The organism is Streptomyces sp. SudanB25_2051 (assembly GCF_964272635.1).
GTDB lineage: Bacteria > Actinomycetota > Actinomycetes > Streptomycetales > Streptomycetaceae > Streptomyces.
Genome location: NZ_OZ186787.1, coordinates 3,613,804 through 3,632,402 on the forward strand (window position 1 = coordinate 3,613,804; position 18,599 = coordinate 3,632,402).

At 72.6% G+C, this 18,599-nt stretch carries 19 protein-coding genes; 10 read left to right on the forward strand and 9 right to left on the reverse strand.

The window, feature by feature from the left end; translation table 11 throughout:
- Window positions 1-71: 71 nt before the first annotated feature.
- On the forward strand, window positions 72-536 hold the full coding sequence (locus tag ACSUPT_RS16215; RefSeq protein WP_399219548.1) for a GatB/YqeY domain-containing protein: 465 nt from the start codon (window positions 72-74) through the stop codon (window positions 534-536).
- Between the two features lie 70 nt (window positions 537-606).
- On the opposite strand, the gene ACSUPT_RS16220 is transcribed toward ACSUPT_RS16215, so the two are convergent.
- Both ACSUPT_RS16220 and ACSUPT_RS16225 read right to left on the reverse strand, forming a co-directional pair.
- Window positions 607-2,823 (reverse strand): transglycosylase domain-containing protein, encoded by a 2,217-nt coding sequence (locus tag ACSUPT_RS16220; protein WP_436944737.1) that lies wholly within the window; start codon window positions 2,821-2,823, stop codon window positions 607-609.
- Between the two features lie 153 nt (window positions 2,824-2,976).
- Entirely contained in the window at window positions 2,977-3,678 is a 702-nt protein-coding gene (locus ACSUPT_RS16225; RefSeq protein ID WP_436944738.1) for a hypothetical protein, read from the reverse strand.
- 528 nt (window positions 3,679-4,206) lie between these two features.
- On the opposite strand from ACSUPT_RS16225, the gene ACSUPT_RS16230 reads away from it, so the two are divergent.
- A complete protein-coding gene (locus ACSUPT_RS16230; protein ID WP_023587362.1) occupies window positions 4,207-4,551 on the forward strand; it encodes a WhiB family transcriptional regulator in 345 nt (114 codons plus the stop codon).
- Between the two features lie 354 nt (window positions 4,552-4,905).
- On the opposite strand, the gene ACSUPT_RS16235 is transcribed toward ACSUPT_RS16230, so the two are convergent.
- Both ACSUPT_RS16235 and ACSUPT_RS16240 read right to left on the reverse strand, forming a co-directional pair.
- Entirely contained in the window at window positions 4,906-6,177 is a 1,272-nt protein-coding gene (locus ACSUPT_RS16235) for an ArsA family ATPase (RefSeq protein WP_399219550.1), read from the reverse strand.
- On the reverse strand, window positions 6,174-7,142 hold the full coding sequence (locus tag ACSUPT_RS16240) for an ArsA family ATPase (RefSeq protein ID WP_351963932.1): 969 nt from the start codon (window positions 7,140-7,142) through the stop codon (window positions 6,174-6,176). Before ACSUPT_RS16240 ends, ACSUPT_RS16235 begins: the two co-directional genes overlap by 4 nt.
- A gap of 81 nt (window positions 7,143-7,223) precedes the next feature.
- Between ACSUPT_RS16240 and ACSUPT_RS16245 the strand changes: the two genes are divergently transcribed.
- The 5 genes from ACSUPT_RS16245 (at window position 7,224) to ACSUPT_RS16265 (ending at window position 10,846) form a co-directional block, all read left to right on the forward strand.
- Complete coding sequence (locus ACSUPT_RS16245) at window positions 7,224-7,382, forward strand: DUF4177 domain-containing protein (RefSeq protein WP_003967454.1); 159 nt, start codon at window positions 7,224-7,226, stop codon at window positions 7,380-7,382.
- The gene (locus ACSUPT_RS16250) at window positions 7,379-7,852 is read left to right on the forward strand and encodes a RidA family protein (RefSeq protein ID WP_403503560.1); all 474 of its coding nucleotides are present in this window, start codon (window positions 7,379-7,381) and stop codon (window positions 7,850-7,852) included. Before ACSUPT_RS16245 ends, ACSUPT_RS16250 begins: the two co-directional genes overlap by 4 nt.
- A gap of 189 nt (window positions 7,853-8,041) precedes the next feature.
- On the forward strand, window positions 8,042-8,965 hold the full coding sequence (locus tag ACSUPT_RS16255) for an NUDIX hydrolase (protein ID WP_436944741.1): 924 nt from the start codon (window positions 8,042-8,044) through the stop codon (window positions 8,963-8,965).
- Window positions 8,962-9,792: an MBL fold metallo-hydrolase gene (locus ACSUPT_RS16260; protein WP_436944742.1), complete on the forward strand. Its 831-nt coding sequence runs from the start codon at window positions 8,962-8,964 to the stop codon at window positions 9,790-9,792. Before ACSUPT_RS16255 ends, ACSUPT_RS16260 begins: the two co-directional genes overlap by 4 nt.
- A 145-nt stretch (window positions 9,793-9,937) precedes the next feature.
- Entirely contained in the window at window positions 9,938-10,846 is a 909-nt protein-coding gene (locus tag ACSUPT_RS16265) for a prohibitin family protein (protein ID WP_351963936.1), read from the forward strand.
- A 92-nt stretch (window positions 10,847-10,938) separates the two neighbouring features.
- On the opposite strand, the gene ACSUPT_RS16270 is transcribed toward ACSUPT_RS16265, so the two are convergent.
- Window positions 10,939-11,613 (reverse strand): Crp/Fnr family transcriptional regulator, encoded by a 675-nt coding sequence (locus tag ACSUPT_RS16270; protein ID WP_010473292.1) that lies wholly within the window; start codon window positions 11,611-11,613, stop codon window positions 10,939-10,941.
- 328 nt (window positions 11,614-11,941) lie between these two features.
- On the opposite strand from ACSUPT_RS16270, the gene nth reads away from it, so the two are divergent.
- Genes nth through ACSUPT_RS16285 form a run of 3 tightly spaced genes read left to right on the forward strand, consistent with a single transcriptional unit; the run spans window position 11,942 to window position 14,834 of the window.
- Window positions 11,942-12,808, forward strand: coding sequence for an endonuclease III (nth, locus tag ACSUPT_RS16275; protein ID WP_436944743.1), 867 nt, complete (start codon window positions 11,942-11,944; stop codon window positions 12,806-12,808).
- 52 nt (window positions 12,809-12,860) lie between these two features.
- The gene (locus ACSUPT_RS16280; protein ID WP_351963938.1) at window positions 12,861-13,568 is read left to right on the forward strand and encodes an NUDIX hydrolase; all 708 of its coding nucleotides are present in this window, start codon (window positions 12,861-12,863) and stop codon (window positions 13,566-13,568) included.
- A gap of 60 nt (window positions 13,569-13,628) precedes the next feature.
- Entirely contained in the window at window positions 13,629-14,834 is a 1,206-nt protein-coding gene (locus ACSUPT_RS16285; RefSeq protein WP_351963939.1) for a MarP family serine protease, read from the forward strand.
- A 276-nt stretch (window positions 14,835-15,110) separates the two neighbouring features.
- On the opposite strand, the gene ACSUPT_RS16290 is transcribed toward ACSUPT_RS16285, so the two are convergent.
- From ACSUPT_RS16290 to nhaA, 4 genes are all read right to left on the reverse strand, one after another.
- On the reverse strand, window positions 15,111-15,290 hold the full coding sequence (locus ACSUPT_RS16290; RefSeq protein ID WP_023587350.1) for a hypothetical protein: 180 nt from the start codon (window positions 15,288-15,290) through the stop codon (window positions 15,111-15,113).
- 148 nt (window positions 15,291-15,438) lie between these two features.
- Window positions 15,439-16,377 carry an alpha/beta fold hydrolase gene (locus ACSUPT_RS16295; protein ID WP_351963940.1) on the reverse strand — a complete coding sequence of 313 codons (939 nt, stop codon included), beginning with the start codon at window positions 16,375-16,377 and terminating at the stop codon, window positions 15,439-15,441.
- Window positions 16,374-16,868, reverse strand: coding sequence for a phage holin family protein (locus ACSUPT_RS16300; RefSeq protein ID WP_351963941.1), 495 nt, complete (start codon window positions 16,866-16,868; stop codon window positions 16,374-16,376). Before ACSUPT_RS16300 ends, ACSUPT_RS16295 begins: the two co-directional genes overlap by 4 nt.
- 38 nt (window positions 16,869-16,906) lie before the next feature.
- Window positions 16,907-18,406, reverse strand: a complete 1,500-nt coding sequence (gene nhaA / locus ACSUPT_RS16305) for a Na+/H+ antiporter NhaA (RefSeq protein ID WP_436944746.1) — start codon at window positions 18,404-18,406, stop codon at window positions 16,907-16,909.
- Window positions 18,407-18,599 lie beyond the last annotated feature (193 nt).

Consider the following 18,599-nt stretch of genomic DNA (forward strand, 5'->3'; position numbering starts at 1 on the left):
GGGCGCCCCGGGGGTCCGGGTGCGGGAAATGGGCGGGCGGGGGCGGTCGGCCACCTGTCATGCTGGTGCGCATGACCACGCTCAAGTCCAAGTTGCAGGAAGACCTCACGGAGGCGATCAGGGCGCGTGACGAGCTCCGCTCCTCGACCCTTCGGCTGACCCTCGCCGCCGTCACCAAGGAGGAGGTCTCGGGCAAGCAGGCCCGTGAGCTCTCCGACGACGAGGTGCAGAAGGTGATCGCCAAGGAGGCGAAGAAGCGCCGTGAGGCGGCCGAGGCGTTCGCCCAGGGCGGTCGCGCCGAGCAGGCCGAGCGGGAGCGCGCGGAGGGCGAGATCCTCGACGCGTACCTGCCGAAGCAGCTGACCGACGACGAGCTGAGCGGGATCGTGGCCGAGGCGGTCGAGGAGGCCCGGGCGGCCGGCGCCGAGGGGCCGCGTGCCATGGGCGCCGTGATGAAGATCGTGAACCCGAAGGTGGCCGGCCGCGCCGAGGGCGGCCGCGTCGCCGCCGTGGTCAAGCAGCTGCTGGCCGGCTAGCCGGCGGACCGGTGACGCGAGGAGGGCGTCCCCCGGCCGGGGGACGCCCTCCTGCTGTTCGCGGCTCCTGCTAGCGGTCCCGGCCTCCGTTGCCGTTCCCGTTGCCGTTTCCGCCGCCGATCAGGTCCGTCGGGAACGAGAAGCCCGGGCGCGGCTGGTTTCCGCCGTTTCCGCCGCCCGGCCGGTTGTCACCGCCCGGGGCGGCCGGGGGCTGCGGCTTCGGGGCGTCCGGGATCGGCACGGTGGCGAAGTCGGGCGCCGGGTGGCCCTCCAGGGCGCCCGACACGGCGTCCTTCCAGATGGGGCCGGGCACCTGCCCGCCGAAGACCTTGTCGTGGTAGCGCCCGCCGATGGTGATGTACTCCATCTTCACCTGCTGGGTCGGGCTGCCCACCCAGACCGCGCCCGACAGGTTCGGGGTGTAGCCGACGAACCAGGCGTTGCGGCGGCTGTCGGTCGTACCCGTCTTGCCGGCGCTGTCGCGGGACTGCAGGCCGGCGGCCTTGCCCGTACCGGAGTCGATCACGCCGCGCAGCAGCGTGTTGATCGTGTCCGCCGTCTGCTCGCTCATCGCGCGCTCGCACGTCGAGCGCGGCACCTTCAGGCTGCGGCCGTCGCTCGTCTTGATCGACTCGATGGCGGTCGGCGTGCAGTACGTGCCCCGGTTGGCGAAGGCCGCGTAAGCGGACGCCATGGTCAGCGGCGACATGCCCTGCGAGCCGAGGGTCAGCGCGGACGGCTTCTCGGGCAGCTTCTTGTCGTCGCCCATGGTGACGCCGAGCTTGTCGGTCATCTCCACGACCGGGCACATGCCGATCTCGCCGAGCATCTGCACGAAGTACGTGTTGACCGACATGGCCATGGCGTCCTTGAGGTCGTACGGGCCGACCTCCGACTCGTTCTCGTTCTCGACCGTGTCGTTGCCCCAGTTGCGCCAGGGCTTGCCGCTGCAGGACTGGACCGAGTCCGGGTACGGCATCTTGTACGGCGACGGGTAGATCTGCGTCGCCGGCTTGCCCCGCTCGATGGCGGCCGCGGCGACGAACGGCTTGAACGTCGAACCGGTCGGGAAGCCGAAGTTCGACCCGCCCATGCCCCGGTTGACCGAGTAGTTGATCTGCGTCTCGTTCTTGCCGAAGCCGTACGGCTTGGACTGGCCCATCGCGAGGATCTTGCCCGTGCCGGGCTGGACCATCGTGATCGCGGCGGCGACCTTGTCGGACTGGTAGACGTGGTCCTTCAGCGAGTCCTGCGCGGCCTTCTGCGCCTGCGGGTCGAGCGTCGTCTTGATCGTCAGGCCGCCGCGGTTCCAGACCTTGGCGCGCTCCTCGCGGGACTTGCCGAAGACCGGGTCGGAGAGGAAGACCTCGCGCACGTAGTCGCAGAAGAAGCCGGCGCCGTCGCGCGCGGTGATGCAGCCGTTCTTGGGCCGGGTCACCTTCAGCTTGATCGGCTCGGCCTTCGCCTTGTCGGCCTCGGCCTGGCTGATGTCGCCGACGGCGACCATCCGCTGGAGGACGATGTTGCGGCGGTTGGTGGCCTCCTCCACGTCGTTGACCGGGTCGTACCGGCTGGGCGACTGGACGAGCCCGGCGAGCATCGCGGCCTCGCCGAGTTCCAGGTCCTTGGCGTGCTTGGAGAAGTACCGCTGCGACGCCGCCTCGATGCCGTACGCCTGCTGGCCGAAGAAGGTGATGTTGAGGTAGTTCTCGAGGATCGTCTTCTTCCCGAGTTCCTTCTCGACCTGGATCGCGTACTTCAGCTCCTGGATCTTGCGGCCCAGGGTCTTCTGAGTGGCCTGCGCGACCTTGTCGCGGTCGTCGCCTGCCTCCTCGACGAAGACGTTCTTCACGTACTGCTGCGTCAGCGTGGAGGCGCCCTGGGTGGCGCCGCCCTCCTGCGCGTTGCGGTTGACCGCGCGCAGGATGCCCTTGAGGTCGACCGCGCCGTGCTCGTAGTAGCGGGAGTCCTCGATCGCGATGATCGCCTTCTGCATGTACGGCGAGATGTCCTCCAGCGGGACCACCGTGCGGTCGCGGGAGTAGACCGTCGCGATCAGACCGCCGTCGGCGTCCAGAATCTGGGTGCGCTGACTCAGCGGGGGCCTCTTCATGTTGGCCGGGATCTCGTCGAACCCCTGGACCGTCCCCTTCGCGGCGAGGCCGAGGGCTCCCGCCGCGGGCATCGCGATGCCGGCGAGTACGACTCCGGAGAGCACGCTGACACCGAGGAACTTGGCGGCCTGCTGGGTCGCGGTCAGACCCCCGCCCGAGCGGTTCTTTGGCATGGGGGAAGCCTAATCCGTACTTATGAGCGTTCCGTGTGAGCGGGTGCTTCTCGGAGAGTTCGAGTACCAGACCGTGACATCCGGCTGCCTCCGGACCGCCGAAGAGGCCGCCGGTGGCCGCGTGGACGGCCGCCGTCACCGCGGCCGAGCCGGTCAGCGGGGGGTGAGGCAGGCTTCGAGGGCGGCTCGCCGGTGCGGCGGCAGGTGGTCGCCGAGCGGCACCTTGCGGGGGCTGTGGTCGCCCTCGCAGAGCCAGCTCCGTTCGTCCTCGTCGAACCACCAGTGCCCGGCGCCCCACAGGGGGTGCCCCCGGAGCAGGCGCGCGGCCAGCGCCTCGCACGGCTCGGGCGCGCCCTGAGCGGCCAGTGCCGCCGCCACGGTCGTCACGGCCTCCTCCGGGACGTCCGCGTCGCCGAGGACCGGAAGGAGAAGGAGGAGGCGGGCGTGGGGGTCCGTGACGCCCGCCGCGCCGGGCGGTGCCTCCAGCAGGGCGGCGAGCTCGGGCCAGCACAGCCCGGGGCCGACGCGGTCCTGATCGTCACTGGCGAGGACGAGGTCGATGCCCCATTTGGGGTGGGTGAGGAAGCAGTCCGCGGTCGGGAACTCCTCGCCGTTGCAGAAGTGCACGACGATCGCGAAGCCGTCGGTCAGCGGCACGGTGAACACGGGCCACGCCGACGGGTCCCGGAGCGTGTCCAGCATGGCGTCCGCGTCGCCCGCGTCCGATCCGAACGCCTCGGGCGCGAACCCCTCGGCCAGGTCCGCCAGATAGGCGGGCCAGAAGCCGGGTTCGTCCAGCAGCGGGCGCCCGTCCACGACGGGCGCCGAGGCGTACAAGTGCCGTGCCATCACCATGCCCGGATTCTCTCCCGGCCGGGTCGGCCCCGGACCGCGTGGGCCGGCCGGCGGGGCCTCACGGCGCGCTCGGGCGCGTACGTGCGCATTCCCCGGACACGCGTACAGGCCTTGGCCTAAGCTGTTCACAACTGTCACAGCGGTCGCACCCGCGCGCCGTCGTGGTCAGGGCACCGTCCCCGCCCGCTCTCCCGAACGGCACCACGGCGCCGCCCACCCCGGTACTACGTCCCACCCCCCACCTCGCGTTCAACGACGGCGCGACGCACCGCCGGTGTCCCGGTGTGCGCGGATATGGCCCGTCCGACCCGGTAGGGAATGGCCCGCTGTGGGTCTTTCGTCCGGTGTGTCCTGGGGTCACTCCCCTGGGTGATCTGCCGCGCACGCATAGTCCGTTCGGGCCATTCAAGATTGGGCCCGTCGGGGGTGTTGCGCTGTGTCGACCTTCCGTAACGTCCTCAACTGGCAGCGGTGAATATGCCGCTGTCGCCGTGGGGGAGCCTCGATTCGGGAGAGGACGGCGCCGGCATGGGCTGGGTAGCTGACTGGAGTGCGCAGGCGGCCTGCCGCACTACCGATCCGGATGAACTGTTCGTACAAGGAGCGGCGCAGAACAGGGCCAAGGCGGTGTGCACCGGATGCCCGGTGCGGACCGAGTGCCTGGCCGACGCGCTGGACAACCGCGTCGAGTTCGGCGTGTGGGGTGGGATGACGGAACGCGAACGGCGCGCCCTGCTGCGGCGGCGGCCGACCGTGACCTCCTGGCGGCGCCTCCTGGAGACGGCGCGTACGGAATACGAGCGCAGCGCGGGCATCCTGCCGGTCGCGCTCGACGACGACGAGACGTACGAGACGTACGCGGCGGCCGGCTGAGCCGTCGGCACCCCGCCGACGCGCACCCACAGCGGCGCGTGTGCGGGACCGGTGTGTCCGCGGGTCCGTCGTGCCCGCAGGGCGGGTGGTCCGCGGCCGGTGTGACGGTGCGTCCGCCGGTGCGGCCTGGCCCGCGGTCCGCGCGCCCCGGGATCGTCGCGCCGTCGAGGTGCGCCGATCGGTGCCGTGGCGCGCCCCGGGAGCGGTGCGTCCGCCGGCCCGGTGGGTCCGCAGGCCGGTGTGGTGGTGCACATGCGCCGTCCCGGCGCGCCGTGCTGCGGTACGCCTCCGTGCCCGGCCGCCGCGTGTCTGCCTACGGTCGGCCGGTGGCCGTGCGGAGCCCCGCGCGGGGCTTCAGCGGGCCTGTCGCGGCGCCGCCAAATGCGTGCCGATGGCGCGCAGGGCCTTCAGGTCGTGGACGTCCTCGGCGAGCGCCGGAACCTCCGTCACGGGGACGTCCGGGTGCAGTTCGGAGAACCGGTCACGTGTGCGCCGCTCACGGTCGAGCACCTGCATCCGCTCCGCGTGGAGCCGCAGGAGCCCCGCCGTCAACGCGGCGACAGCGGGCGGGACCTCGGTCGTGGAATCGGGTGCGGGAGCCTCGGGGGAGGTGGCCGCCGGGCCACCCACACCAGTTTGCCCGCCCGCCCGATCCGCCATGCCGGACCCGTCAAGATTTTCCGCCGCCGCGAGCGCGCGCTCCGCCGACAGCTCCCCGGCACCGCTCCCGTGCACCCGGTTCAGCACCAGGCCCTGCAGCGGCATGTCCTCCGCGGCCAGCCGCTCCACGAAGTACGCGGCCTCCCGCAGCGCGTCCCGCTCCGGCGCGGCCACCACCAGGAAGGCCGTACCGGGCGCCTGCAGCAGCCGGTACGTGGCGTCGGCCCGGGTACGGAAGCCGCCGAACATCGTGTCCATCGCCGCGACGAACGTCTGCACGTCCCGCAGCAGCTGACCCCCCAGCAGCTTCCCCAGGGTGCCGGTCATCATCGACATGCCGGCGTTCAGGAACCTCATCCCCGCCCGGCCGCCCACCTTCGCCGGGGCCATCAGCGCCCGGATGAGCCGGCCGTCCAGGAACGACCCCAGCCGCTTCGGCGCGTCCAGGAAGTCCAGCGCCGACCGCGACGGCGGCGTGTCCACGACGATCAGGTCCCACTCGTCGCGCGCCCGCAGCTGGCCCAGCTTCTCCATCGCCATGTACTCCTGCGTGCCCGCGAAGCCGGCCGACAGCGACTGGTAGAAGGGGTTGGCCAGGATCGCGCGGGCCCGCTCCGGATCCGCGTGCGCCTCGACGATCTCGTCGAACGTGCGCTTCATGTCGAGCATCATGGCGTGCAGCTCACCACCGGCCGACGCGTCGATGCCCGGCACCCGGCGCGGGGTGTTGTCCAGCTCCTCGATGCCCATCGACTGCGCCAGCCGGCGGGCCGGGTCGATGGTCAGGACGACCACCTTCCGGCCCCGCTCCGCCGCCCGCAGCCCCAGCGCGGCGGCCGTCGTCGTCTTGCCCACCCCGCCCGAACCGCAGCACACCACGATCCGGGTCCCCGGGTCGTCCAGCAGCGGGTCCACCTCCAGCGCGCCCACCGCGCCGGGTGCCGGTACCGCCTCCACGGCCGTCATGCGTCGCTCACCCCGAGGTTCCCCCGCAGTTCCCTGGCCAGCCGGTACAGCCCGGCGAGGTCCACGCCCCCGCCCAGCAGCGGCAGTTCGTACGTCGGCACCTGGAGCTTCGCCAGCGCCTCCCGCTGCTCCCGCTCCAGCTCCACGCGCCGCGCGTGCTCGGCGGCCTGCGCGAGCAGCGGGTCCACCAGCAGGTCCGCGCCCTCCACCCCGGCCGCCGCCAGGGCCCGGGCCACGTCCGCGCGCCGGTCGCCGGCGGCGGCCCGTACCGCGTCCTCGTCGAGGAGGCGCGGGCGGACCATGTTCACCAGGACGTTGCCCACCGGCAGCTCCGCGGCGCGCAGCTCGGCGATGCCGTCCGCGGTCTCCTGGACCGGCATCTCCTCCAGCAGGGTCACCAGGTGCACGGCCGTCTCCGGCGACTTGATGACCCGCATCACCGCCTGCGCCTGGTGGTGGACCGGGCCCATCCGGGCCAGTCCCGCGACCTCGTCGTTGACGTTCAGGAAGCGGGTGACGCGGCCCGTCGGCGGGGCGTCCATCACGACGTGGTCGTAGACGAACCGGCCCGACCTGTCCTTGCGGCGGACCGCCTCGCACGCCTTGCCGGTGAGGAGCACGTCCCGTACGCCCGGTGCGATCGTCGTCGCGAAGTCGACCGCGCCGAGCTTCTTCAGCGCCCGGCCCGCAGCACCCAGCTTGTAGAACATCTGGAGGTAGTCGAGCAGGGCCTGTTCGGCGTCGATCGCGAGGGCGTACACCTCCCCGCCGCCCGGCGCCACGGCGATCTTGCGTTCCTCGTAGGGAAGCGGCCGCGTCCCGAAGAGCTGTGCGATGCCCTGTCTGCCTTCGACCTCCACGAGGAGGGTCCGACTGCCCTCCGTCGCGAGGGCGAGCGCGAGGGCGGCGGCGACCGTCGTCTTACCGGTACCGCCCTTGCCGCTGACGACCTGGAGCCTGCTCACAGGGCGAGCGTAACCAGTGGCGCGTCGGCCCACGCAGGAGGCTGCCCCGGGGCCGTGCGCGGCAGCGGCTACAGTCGGCCCATGACCAAGTGGGAATACGCGACTGTGCCGCTTCTCGTGCACGCGACCAAGCAGATTCTGGACACCTGGGGCGAGGACGGCTGGGAGCTGGTCCAGGTCGTCCCCGGCCCGAACAACCCCGAGCAGCTCGTGGCCTACCTGAAGCGGGAGAAGGCGTGACCGGGCGCGTCGAGGCCGCACTCGCCGAGCGCGGCCTGACGCTGCCGCAGGTCGTGCCGCCGCTGGCCGCGTACCAGCCGGCCGTCCGCAGCGGTGTGTACGTGTACACGGCGGGCCAGCTGCCCATGGTGGACGGCAAGCTGCCGGTCACCGGCAAGGTGGGCGCCGAGGTCACGCCGGAGGAGGCCCACGACCTGGCCCGCGTCTGCGCGCTCAACGCGCTGGCCGCGGTGAAGTCCGTGGCGGGCGACCTGGACCGGATCGCGCGCGTCGTGAAGGTCGTCGGCTTCGTCGCGTCCGCGCCCGACTTCACCGGCCAGCCGGCCGTGCTGAACGGCGCGAGCGAGCTGCTGGGCGAGATCCTCGGCGAGGCCGGTGTCCACGCCCGCAGCGCCGTCGGCGTCTCGGTGCTGCCGCTGGACTCGCCCGTCGAGGTGGAGATCCAGGTGGAGCTGCGCCCGGAGGCCTGAGCCCCCGGCGCGACGTCCGTTCCGCGGTTCCACGCGCGCGTAGGCGGTGCCTGCGCGCGCGTGGAGCCGCGTTCCGTATCCACGCGCGCGTGGAGCCGCGTTTCGCGTCCGCGCGGGCGCGTGGACGCCCCGCGCGGCGGCCGCCCGGACGCTCTCGAACATCCGGTCCGATCGGCATAGGCTCCGGCCATGTCCAATGGTCAGTGGTACCCACCGGAATGGCCCGACCGCATCCGCGCCCTCGCGGCCGGTGAGCTGACGGCCGTGGCGCCCCGGCGCGCCGCCACCGTGATGTTGCTGCGCGGCGCCGGCGAGGCGACCGAGGTGCACATGCTGCGCCGCCGCACCTCCATGGCCTTCGCCGGCGGCGCCTACGCCTACCCCGGCGGCGGTGTCGACCCGCGCGACGAGCAGCCGGTGCGCTGGGCGGGCCCCGCGCCCGCCGAGTGGGCCGGGCGCCTCGGCGTGGCCACGCCGCAGGAGGCGCAGGCCATCGTGTGCGCGGCGGTCCGCGAGACGTACGAAGAGGCCGGTGTCCTGCTCGCCGGTCCCACCCCGGACACGGTGGTCGGGGACACGACGGGCGGCGACTGGGAGAAGGCCCGCGCCGCGCTCGTGGCGCGCGAGCTGTCCTTCGCGGAGTTCCTCGACGAGCGCGACCTCGTCCTGCGCTCCGACCTGCTGGGCGCCTGGGCCCGCTGGATCACCCCGGAGTTCGAGCCGCGCCGCTACGACACCTGGTTCTTCGTCGCCGCGCTCCCGGCGGGCCAGCGCGCCTCCAACGCCTCCACGGAGGCCGACCGCACCGTGTGGACGCGCCCCGCCGACGCCGCCGCCGGCTACGACCGGGGCGAGCTGCTGATGATGCCGCCCACCATCGCGACGCTGCGCGCCCTGACCGCCTACGACTCCCCGGAGGCCGTCCTCGCCGCGGCCCGGCACCAGGACCTCACGCCCGTGCTCGCGCAGGCCCGCCTCGACGGGGACCGGGTGGTGCTGACCTGGCCCGGCCACGACGAGTTCACCAAGCACGTGCCCGGCTCGCCCGGCGGCCCCGAAGCCCCCACCGCGCCCGGCGCCGCCGGGGCCGCGCGCACCGGAGGCGCCGTATGACCGACGCCGCCGCCCTGCCCGGCCAGCCCCGCGGCGCCGTCGTGTCCGGACCCGCCACCGAGCGGGCCGTGAACGTCCTGGCGCCCAACCCGTCCGCCATGACCCTGGACGGCACCAACACCTGGGTGCTGGCCGAGCCCGACTCGCCGCTCGCCGTCGTCGTGGACCCCGGCCCCCTCGACGAGGGACATCTGGCGCGCGTACGGGACACCACCGAGCGCCTCGGCAAGCGGGTCGCCCTCACGCTGCTCACGCACGGCCACCCCGACCACGCGGAGGGCGCCGCCCGGTTCGCCGAGCTGACCGGGACGCCCGTACGGGCCCTGGACCCGGCGCTGCGGCTGGGCGACGAGGGTCTGTCGGCGGGCCAGGTCATCGAGGTCGGCGGGCTGGAACTGCGGGTCGTGCCGACGCCCGGCCACACCGCGGACTCGCTCAGCTTCCACCTGCCGGCCGACCGCGCCGTGCTGACCGGCGACACGGTCCTCGGGCGCGGCACGACGATGGTCGCGCACCCGGACGGGCGGCTCGGGGACTACCTGGACTCGCTGCGCCGGCTGCGGTCCCTGACCGTGGACGACGGGGTGCACACCGTCCTGCCGGGCCACGGGCCCGTCCTGGACGACGCGCAGGGCGCCGTGGAGTTCTATCTCGCGCACCGCGCGAACCGGCTCGCCCAGGTGGAGACCGCCGTGGAGGACGGCTACACCACGCCCGCCGAGGTCGTGGCGCACGTGTACGCGGACGTGGACCGGTCCCTGTGGCCGGCCGCCGAGCTCTCCGTACGGGCGCAGCTGGAATACCTCTCGGAGCACGGTCTGATCTGACGCGCCACCGCCCTGACGGTGTGTGGGGCGGTGCGGCGCGCGCTGACGCCGGGTCGTGGCGAAGTCGGTACGCGATCGCGACAGCGGCGGGATCCCCGGCGGGGAAGCATGCTTTACGCTCCGCTTACATCTGTCGTCGGGCCACATGCCGTATCTCGGGGGGATCTTCGTGTTTGTCCTGTCCATCCTGCTGCTCATAGCCGCGGTGGTGCTGTTCGTCGTCGGGCGCGGCGAGGGCCGCGGCCCCTTCCGGCTCGGCGCGGTGGGCGCCCTGCTCGCGGGCCTGCTGGCGGGCGTGGTGAGCTGCGTGCACGTCGTCGGCGCGTACGAGGTCGGTGTACCGGTGACGTTCGGCAAGGTCGGTACGCCGATGAAGCCGGGCATGAACCTCATCTCGCCGTTCACCACCGTCACCACCTTCTCCACCCGCCCCGTCGACCTCAACCTCTCCGACAAGGACGTGGTGGAGGTCCGCTCCTCTCAGGGCGGGGTGATGTACGCGGAGCTGACCGTGAAGTGGGCGGTCACGCCGACGAAGGCGGTCGAGCTGTACCGGCTCGCGGGCAACGAGTCGGCCATCCAGCAGCGGCTGGTCTTCCCGGACAGCCGGGAGATCGTCCGCAACGTCTTCGCGCGCCACACGAGCGAGGAGGGCTACACCTCCGCCCGCGAGAAGATCAACGCCGAGATCGGTGAGCTGATCAAGGAGCGCCTGGCGCCGCGCGGCATCGACGTGACGACCGTGAACCTGCGGAACGTCAAGCCGTCCGAGCAGCTCCAGGACCAGATCGACCGCAAGATCCAGCAGCAGCAGGCCACCGAGCGCGCCCAGGAGGCCGCCCGTACGGCCACCGCGGAGGCCGAGCGGCGCCGGATCGAGGCGGAGGGCATCGCCCGCGCCAACAAGATCCTCACCAGCTCCCTGAGCGACAAGGTCCTGCTCAACCAGTGCATCGAGGCCTTCAAGGAGGCCGCCGCGCAGAACCCGGTCTACGCGGTGCCCTGCGGCAGCGGCGGCGGCACGCCGGTGATCGTGGACGGCAAGAAGAACTGACGCGGGCACCCCGCGCCGTACGCGCACGCCGAAGGGCCGCCCCGCAGTGACTGCGGGGCGGCCCTTCGGCGTGCGTAACGCGCGTGAGGCGGTCAGCGGGAGCGCTTCGCCAGGCGCTCGACGTCCAGCAGGATCACGGCGCGCGCCTCCAGGCGCAGCCAGCCGCGGCCGGCGAAGTCCGCGAGGGCCTTGTTGACCGTCTCGCGGGACGCGCCGACGAGCTGGGCCAGCTCCTCCTGGGTGAGGTCGTGCACCACGTGGATGCCCTCCTCCGACTGCACGCCGAAGCGGCGCGACAGGTCGAGGAGCGCACGGGCGACACGGCCGGGCACGTCGGAGAAGACCAGGTCGGACATCTGGTCGTTGGTCTTGCGGAGCCGGCGGGCGACGGCGCGCAGCAGGGCCGAGGCCACCTCGGGGCGGGCGTTCAGCCAGGGCTGGAGGTCGCCGTGGCCCAGGCCGAGCAGCTTGACCTCGGTCAGGGCGGTCGCCGTGGCCGTACGCGGACCCGGGTCGAACAGGGACAGCTCGCCGATCAGCTCGCCCGGGCCGAGGACGGCGAGCATGTTCTCGCGGCCGTCGGGGGACGTGCGGTGGAGCTTGACCTTGCCTTCGGTGACCACGTAGAGCCGGTCGCCCGGGTCGCCTTCGTGGAAGAGGGCGTCGCCGCGGGCGAGCGTCACCTCACTCATCGAGGCGCGGAGCTCCGCGGCCTGCTCGTCATCGAGCGCCGCGAAGAGCGGGGCGCGCCGCAGAACGTCGTCCACGAGTTCACTCCTATGTCGACCTGCTCAGGGACGTTGGTCCCCATGATGCCGGACTGTGCGGTGCTCTTCCGGAGGACGCTGTGGGACGCGGCCCCCCGGGGGGTCCGGCCCCCGCAGGTTATGTGCCGTGCGATCAATCACAACAAGTTTGACGTACTGGTACGCGTGTCCGTACGCCAGGGGCCCGATTGGGTCCACATCGCCCGTGCCCAGGGCGGATGTCGGTGGCTCCGCTTAGGCTGGCCGGGTGTCCAATTCGCCGGTGAGAGCGCACGCCGAGGGGGCCGGGAGAGTGTCCGGGAAAGAGTCCGGGGAGCAGAATTCCGCTGTGGGCGAACACGCCCCGGCCGCGTCCGGGAAATCCGTACGAAAGCGGGCAAAGGCGACAAAGAAGGCGAGCGTGCCGGAATCCCGCCTCGCCCTGGTCCGCCGGGCGCGCCGGATCAACCGCGAGCTCGCGGAGGTCTACCCGTACGCCCACCCGGAGCTGGACTTCCGCAACCCCTTCGAGCTGCTCGTGGCGACCGTCCTGTCCGCCCAGACCACCGACCTGCGGGTGAACCAGACGACACCGGCCCTCTTCGCGAGGTATCCCACGCCCGAGGACATGGCGGCGGCCGTACCGGAGGAGCTGGAGGAGATCATCCGGCCCACCGGCTTCTTCCGCGCCAAGGCCCGCTCCCTGATCGGCCTGTCCACGGCCCTGCGCGACCGGTTCGACGGAGAGGTCCCCGGCCGCCTGGAGGACCTGGTCACGCTCCCCGGCGTCGGCCGCAAGACGGCCAACGTGGTCCTCGGCAACGCCTTCGGAGTCCCCGGCATCACCGTCGACACCCACTTCGGCCGGCTGGTCCGCCGCTGGAAGTGGACCGACGAGGAGGACCCGGAGAAGGTGGAGGTGGTCGTCGCCGGCCTCTTCCCGAAGTCCGAGTGGACGATGCTCTCCCACCGGGTGATCTTCCACGGCCGGCGCATCTGCCACGCCCGCAAGCCCGCGTGCGGCGCCTGCCCGATCGCGCCGCTCTGCCCCGCCTACGGAGAGGGCGAGACCGACCCGGAGAAGGCGAAGAAGCTGCTGAAGTACGAGATGGGCGGGTATCCGGGGCAGCGTCTCGCCCCGCCGCCCGACTTTCCGGGCCGTCCGGCCGCCCCGCTGGGCACGGGCGACGCGGACGCGGCCGAGGAGGCGGTCTGAGCGGGCGGAACGATCTCGGGGCCGGGACGCGTTGGGTGAGGTGGGGGTGCCGATGACGCGTGCGAGGGAAGACGCCGGGGGCGTCGGCGGGCTGCCGTCCGTCGACGTCAGCGTGGAAGGGCTGCCCGCCTGGCTGGAGCCCGTGGCGAAGGCTGCCCGCACGATCGAGCCCGAGCAGCTCAGCCGGTTCCTGCCGCCGCCGGAGGGGGGCCGCCAGGCCGCCGTGCTGATCCTCTTCGGTGAGGGCGAGCGCGGCCCCGAGCTGCTGCTGATGGAGCGCTCCGGGACGCTGCGCTCACACGCCGGGCAGCCGTCCTTCCCCGGCGGCGCCCTCGACCCCGAGGACGGCGACCCGGCCACGCTCGGCCCGCTGCGCGCCGCGCTGCGGGAGGCCGAGGAGGAGACCGGCCTCGACCCGTCGGGCGTCCAGGTCTTCTCCGTGCTGCCCCGCCTGTACATCCCGGTGAGCGGCTTCGTCGTCACGCCCGTACTCGGGTGGTGGAGACAGCCGAGCCCGGTCGGCGCCGTGGACCCGGCCGAGACCGCGCGGGTCTTCACGGTGCCCGTGGCGGACCTCGCGGACCCCGCCAACCGCTCCACGGCCGTCCACCCCAGCGGCTACAAGGGCCCCGCCTTCCTGGTCGAGTCCGCCCTCGTGTGGGGGTTCACGGCCGGGCTGATCGACCGGCTCCTGCACTTCGCCGGGTGGGAGGAGCCCTGGGACCGGGGGCGGCAGGTCCCGCTCGACTGGCGTGCATGACAGGCTGACTGCTGGGCTCCGCGGCCGTACGGGGCCACCGGAGACGAATCTGCGAGGCTAATGACGGTGAACGTGCTGGACATCCTGCTGCTGGTCGCCGCCGTGTGGTTCGCGATCGTCGGGTACCGACAGGGGTTCGTGGTCGGCATCCTGTCCGTGATCGGATTCCTCGGCGGCGGCCTCGTCGCCGTCTATCTGCTGCCGCTCGTGTGGGGCCCGCTCACGGGTGACGCCGAGGTCTCCACGGCCGCGGCCATCGTCGCGATCGCCGTCGTGCTGATCCTCGCCTCCATCGGGCAGACCCTCACCACGCACCTGGGTAACAAACTGCGCCGCCACATCACCTGGTCGCCCGCCCGCGCCCTCGACGCCACGGGCGGCGCGCTGGTCAACGTGGTGGCGATGCTCCTCGTCGCCTGGCTCCTCGGCAGCGCCCTCGCGAAGACGGTGGTGCCGGCGGTCGGCAAGGAGGCCCGCGACTCGCGGGTGCTGCTGGGCGTGAGCGAGGTGATGCCCTTCAAGGCCGACACGCTGTTCACGGACTTCACGTCGATGCTGGCGCAGAACGGCTTCCCGCCGGTCTTCAGCCCCTTCGCGAACGAGCCCATCACCGAGGTCCGCCCGCCGGACCCGGCGCTCGCGGACAGCCCGGTCGCCGCCCGCGCCCAGCAGTCCATCGTCAAGGTCGTGGGCACGGCGAGCGGCTGCGGCAAGGTCCTGGAGGGCACCGGTTTCGTCTTCGGCGAGCGCCGCGTCATGACCAACGCGCACGTGGTGGGCGGGGTCAACGAACCGACCGTCCAGATAGGCGGCCAGGGACGGCTGTACGACGCGAAGGTCGTCCTCTACGACTGGCAGCGCGACATCGCCGTACTGGACGTGCCGGAGCTGAAGGCCAGGCCGCTGGAGTTCACCGAGACCGACGCGCGCAGCGGCGACAGCGCCATCGTCGCCGGCTTCCCGGAGAACGGCGCGTACGACGTCCGCTCGGCGCGCGTCCGGGGCCGGATCAACGCCAGCGGCCCGGACATCTACCAGCGCGGCGAGGTCCGCCGCGACGTGTACTCGCTGTTCGCGACGGTCCGCCAGGGCAACTCCGGCGGCCCGCTCCTCACCGCGGACGGCAAGGTGTACGGCGTGATCTTCGCGCGGTCCCTGGACGACGCGAACACCGGATACGCGCTGACGGTGGACGAGATCCGCGAGGACATCGCCCTCGGCCTGAGCGCCAATCAGCAGGTGGACAGCCAGAGCTGCGCGCTCTGACGCCCCACCGGGGCCTGGCGCCTGGCGCTGGGGCTTGGCACCTACCGGGCCTCGTGCTGGGGCCTGGCGCTCACCGGGCCTCGTGCTGGGGCCTGGCGCTCACCGGGCCTCGTGCTGGGGCCTGGCGCTCACCGGGGCCTGGCGCGCCGTTCGCGGCGGTCGGGTTCCGGGGCGTCCGGCCGGCCTTGGCGGTGCGGTCGGGTGCCGGGGCGCGGGGCGGCCCGTACGGCGGGACGCCAGGACGCGTGGACTCGTACAGCCGTGCGGCGCGCGCCGTCAGTCGCGCTGGTGCCGCAGGCGGGCGGAGACCCAGCGGGCCCTTCGGCGCAGGATGCGCGGGATGCCGAGGCGGGCGTCCAGCTCCGGGTCGCGCGGGCTGCCGCTCCTCTCGGGAGGCGGCACCGCGGCGGTGCGGCGGTTGCGTGCGGCGTCAACTTGGTCGTGCGTCCAGCCCATACCCGGACGTGTGCCCGGGCCCCAAGGTCGGTAACCGCCCGGGGGACGGCCAATTGGCCTATGCGTCGGGCATTTGGCCGATCGTAGGACAGCGGTTCCCGCCGGTTCACGTGCCTTCGGCCGACCGGCGGCCCGGCGGCGCGCGGCCTCAGCGGTCCGGCTCGGGGTCCTTCAGCCAGTTGACGAGCTCCGCGGAGAACGCCAACGGGTCCTCCTCGTGCGGGTAGTGGCCAAGTCCGTCGAACAGCCGCCAGCGGTACGGGGCTTCGACGTACTGGCCGGAACCCGCGGCGCTGCGGGTGCGCATCACCGGGTCGGCGGAGCCGTGCAGATGGAGCGTCGGCACCCGCACCGGCCGCTTCATGCGCCGGTTGAACTGGATGCCGTCGGGGCGCGCCAGCGAGCGGACCATCCACCGGTACGGCTCGATGGAGCAGTGCGCGGTCGAGGGGATCGCCATCGCCCGCCGGTACACGTCGAGGGTCTCGTCGTCCGGCTCGCACGGCCCGGACCACTCGCGGATCAGCCGTCCCACGAGCGCCGCGTCGTCCGCGACCAGCCGCCGCTCGGGCAGCCACGGGCGCTGGAAGCCCCACACATAGGAGCCGGCGCGGGTCTGCGCGAAGTCCGAGAGCATCGCCGACCGCCACCGCCGCGGGTGCGGCATCGACGAGACAGCCAGGCGCCGGACCAGCTTGGGCCGCATCACCGCGGCCGTCCACGCCAGGTACCCGCCCAGGTCGTGGCCGACCAGCGCCGCGTCGGGCTCGCCCAGGGACCGTACGACCCCGGTGATGTCGAGGGCCAGGTTGGCCGGGTCGTAGCCGCGCGGGGTGCGGTCGCTGCCGCCCACGCCGCGCAGGTCCATCGCGACGGCACGGAACCCGGCCTCGGCGAGCGCCGGCAGCTGGTGCCGCCACGTCCACCAGAACTGCGGGAAACCGTGCAGCAGCAGGACCAGCGGACCGTCGCCCATCTCCGCGATGTGGAACCGCGCCCCGTTGGCCGCCACGTCGCGGTGCGTCCACGGGCCGTCGATCCGGACGGGGCCGCCGGGGGCGCCGGTACTGCTCTCTGGGACGGTCATACGGACGAGCGTGCCACAACCGCGGCCTTCTCCTGGACGGCGGAGCTGTCGGGGCGGGGGTGCGGCTTGACGTTCTGCAGCACCGCGGCGGTCTGCTTCACGGACGCGGCGGTCTTCTGCGGGCCCTTGCCGCGCTTCGCCTTCTTCGCGAACACCGCGCCGACGAGGCCCAGCAGGCCCGCCACCACGACGTTCACGGCGAAGGAGAGCAGGAAGCAGACCGACATGTGCCAGCCGGTCCACGCCCGGAACCCGTACGCGAGCGCGAAGCTCAGCATCGGCAGCGAGAAGAGCAGCACCATGCCGGCCGCCGCGAAGCCCATGCCGCTGATGGCGCCCCGCTTGACGTCCTGCCGGAGCTGGGCCTTGGCCAGGGCGATCTCGTCGTGCACCAGCGCGGACATCTCGGCGGTCGCGGAGGCGACCAGCTGACCGAGACTGGCCTCTGCACCGTTCCCGGCGATACCGGTCCTCCCGGCGGGGTGGCTCATCGTCTCGCTCCCTCTCTCGTCAACGGTCCGACCTCAGATCATGCCGGACCGTCGCCGTTCCCGCGCGCTGCCCCCGCTTCTTCGGCCCGGCGGCGGTGCTCGGCGGCCTTCCGCTCGTAGATCGCGGCGAGGCGCCGGTGGTGCTCGGGGTCGTCGACCTCGTAGATGTCGGGGACGCCGCTCATGTCCTCGTCGCGCTCCTCCGCCTCGACCATGGCCCGGTACTTGCGGACGCGGAGCTTCAGCAGGACGGTGGCGAGCAGCGCGGCGATCAGCGAGCCGGTGAGGACGGCGGCCTTCACCTCGTCGGTGAGCTGGGCGTTGCCCTCGAAGGCGAGCTCGCCGATCAGCAGGGAGACGGTGAAGCCGATGCCGGCGAGGGTGGCGACGGCGAACAGGTCCGCCCAGGCGAGGTCCTCGTTCAGCTTGGCGCGGGTGAAGCGGGCGGTCAGCCATGTGCCGCCGAAGATGCCGACGGCCTTGCCGACGACCAGGCCGAGGACGACGCCCAGCGTCTCCGGCTGGGTGAACACGTCCCGCATCGCGCCGCCGGAGACGGCCACACCCGCCGAGAACAGGGCGAACATCGGCACCGCGAAGCCGGCGGACAGCGGGCGCACCATGTGCTCGATGTGCTCGCCGGGGGAGTGGTCCTCGCCCTCGCGGCGGGAGCAGCGGAGCATCAGGCCCATGGCGACGCCGGCGATGGTGGCGTGGACCCCGCTGTTGTACATCAGGCCCCAGATCGCCACGGCGAGCGGCACGTACACGTACCAGCCGCGCACGCCCTTGCGGAGCAGGAACCAGAAGAGGGCCAGTCCGGCGGCGGCGCCTCCGAGCGCGGCGAAGTTCAGGTCGCTGGTGAAGAACACCGCGATGATCAGGATGGCGAACAGGTCGTCGACGACGGCCAGCGTGAGCAGGAAGGCCCGGAGCGCGGAGGGCAGCGAGGTGCCGATGACGGCCAGCACGGCGAGCGCGAAGGCGATGTCGGTGGCGGTCGGGACGGCCCAGCCGTCGAGCGAACCGCCGCCGGTCGTGTTGACCACCACATAGACGAGGGCGGGGGCGATCATGCCGCAGAGCGCGGCGACGACCGGCAGCGCGGCGGCCTTCGGGTCGCGCAGCTCGCCCGCGACCATCTCGCGCTTGAGCTCGATACCGGCGACGAAGAAGAAGATCGCGAGGAGCCCGTCGGCCGCCCAGTGCTGGATCGAGAGGTCGAGCCCGATCGCGGAGGGCCCGATGTGGAACTCGCGGACCGCCTCGTAGCTGTCGCTCAGCGGTGTGTTCGCCCAGATCAGGGCGGCGACGGCGGCGACGAGGAGCAGGACGCCGCCGACAGTCTCGGCGCGCAGGGCGTCGAGCACGAAGGTCCGCTCGGGCAGCGACAAGCGTGCGAGGAGCCTGCGCTCGGCGGCGGTGGCGGTGCTGCTGCTGCCCGTGCTGCTGGTGCCGTCGGGGCTGTTGGTGTCAGGCGACTTGGGCGCCTTGGACGCGGCCACGGTACGGGGACCTCCGGTGGTGTCGGTGGACATGGCGATTCACATGCCGACCAGACTTCCCGGCGCCCCTTTGGACTTTTATCGCTTTGTAGATGCGCGGCACACCATACAGGCAGGGCGCGAGGACGCAAGGGCTTATCCGACAATTCTCACTTTAAAGCCAAAATGGACCCGCGGCACGGCGTCACCGCCCCCTCCCCCCTGCCCAGCACCCGTCCCCCCACGC

What these genes read in the sequence shown, in the direction of transcription:
- nhaA (WP_436944746.1), bottom strand. Translation starts at nt 18,406, where the DNA reads ATGTCCACCGACACCACCGGAGGTCCCCGTACCGTGGCCGCGTCCAAG.
- ACSUPT_RS16300 (WP_351963941.1), bottom strand. Translation starts at nt 16,868, where the DNA reads ATGAGCCACCCCGCCGGGAGGACCGGTATCGCCGGGAACGGTGCAGAG.
- ACSUPT_RS16225 (WP_436944738.1), bottom strand. Translation starts at nt 3,678, where the DNA reads ATGGTGATGGCACGGCACTTGTACGCCTCGGCGCCCGTCGTGGACGGG.
- ACSUPT_RS16230 (WP_023587362.1), top strand. Translation starts at nt 4,207, where the DNA reads ATGGGCTGGGTAGCTGACTGGAGTGCGCAGGCGGCCTGCCGCACTACC.
- ACSUPT_RS16235 (WP_399219550.1), bottom strand. Translation starts at nt 6,177, where the DNA reads ATGACGGCCGTGGAGGCGGTACCGGCACCCGGCGCGGTGGGCGCGCTG.
- ACSUPT_RS16285 (WP_351963939.1), top strand. Translation starts at nt 13,629, where the DNA reads ATGACGGTGAACGTGCTGGACATCCTGCTGCTGGTCGCCGCCGTGTGG.
- ACSUPT_RS16255 (WP_436944741.1), top strand. Translation starts at nt 8,042, where the DNA reads ATGTCCAATGGTCAGTGGTACCCACCGGAATGGCCCGACCGCATCCGC.
- ACSUPT_RS16290 (WP_023587350.1), bottom strand. Translation starts at nt 15,290, where the DNA reads ATGGGCTGGACGCACGACCAAGTTGACGCCGCACGCAACCGCCGCACC.
- ACSUPT_RS16265 (WP_351963936.1), top strand. Translation starts at nt 9,938, where the DNA reads ATGCCGTATCTCGGGGGGATCTTCGTGTTTGTCCTGTCCATCCTGCTG.
- ACSUPT_RS16215 (WP_399219548.1), top strand. Translation starts at nt 72, where the DNA reads ATGACCACGCTCAAGTCCAAGTTGCAGGAAGACCTCACGGAGGCGATC.
- ACSUPT_RS16245 (WP_003967454.1), top strand. Translation starts at nt 7,224, where the DNA reads ATGACCAAGTGGGAATACGCGACTGTGCCGCTTCTCGTGCACGCGACC.
- ACSUPT_RS16220 (WP_436944737.1), bottom strand. Translation starts at nt 2,823, where the DNA reads ATGCCAAAGAACCGCTCGGGCGGGGGTCTGACCGCGACCCAGCAGGCC.
- ACSUPT_RS16280 (WP_351963938.1), top strand. Translation starts at nt 12,861, where the DNA reads ATGACGCGTGCGAGGGAAGACGCCGGGGGCGTCGGCGGGCTGCCGTCC.
- ACSUPT_RS16295 (WP_351963940.1), bottom strand. Translation starts at nt 16,377, where the DNA reads ATGACCGTCCCAGAGAGCAGTACCGGCGCCCCCGGCGGCCCCGTCCGG.
- ACSUPT_RS16260 (WP_436944742.1), top strand. Translation starts at nt 8,962, where the DNA reads ATGACCGACGCCGCCGCCCTGCCCGGCCAGCCCCGCGGCGCCGTCGTG.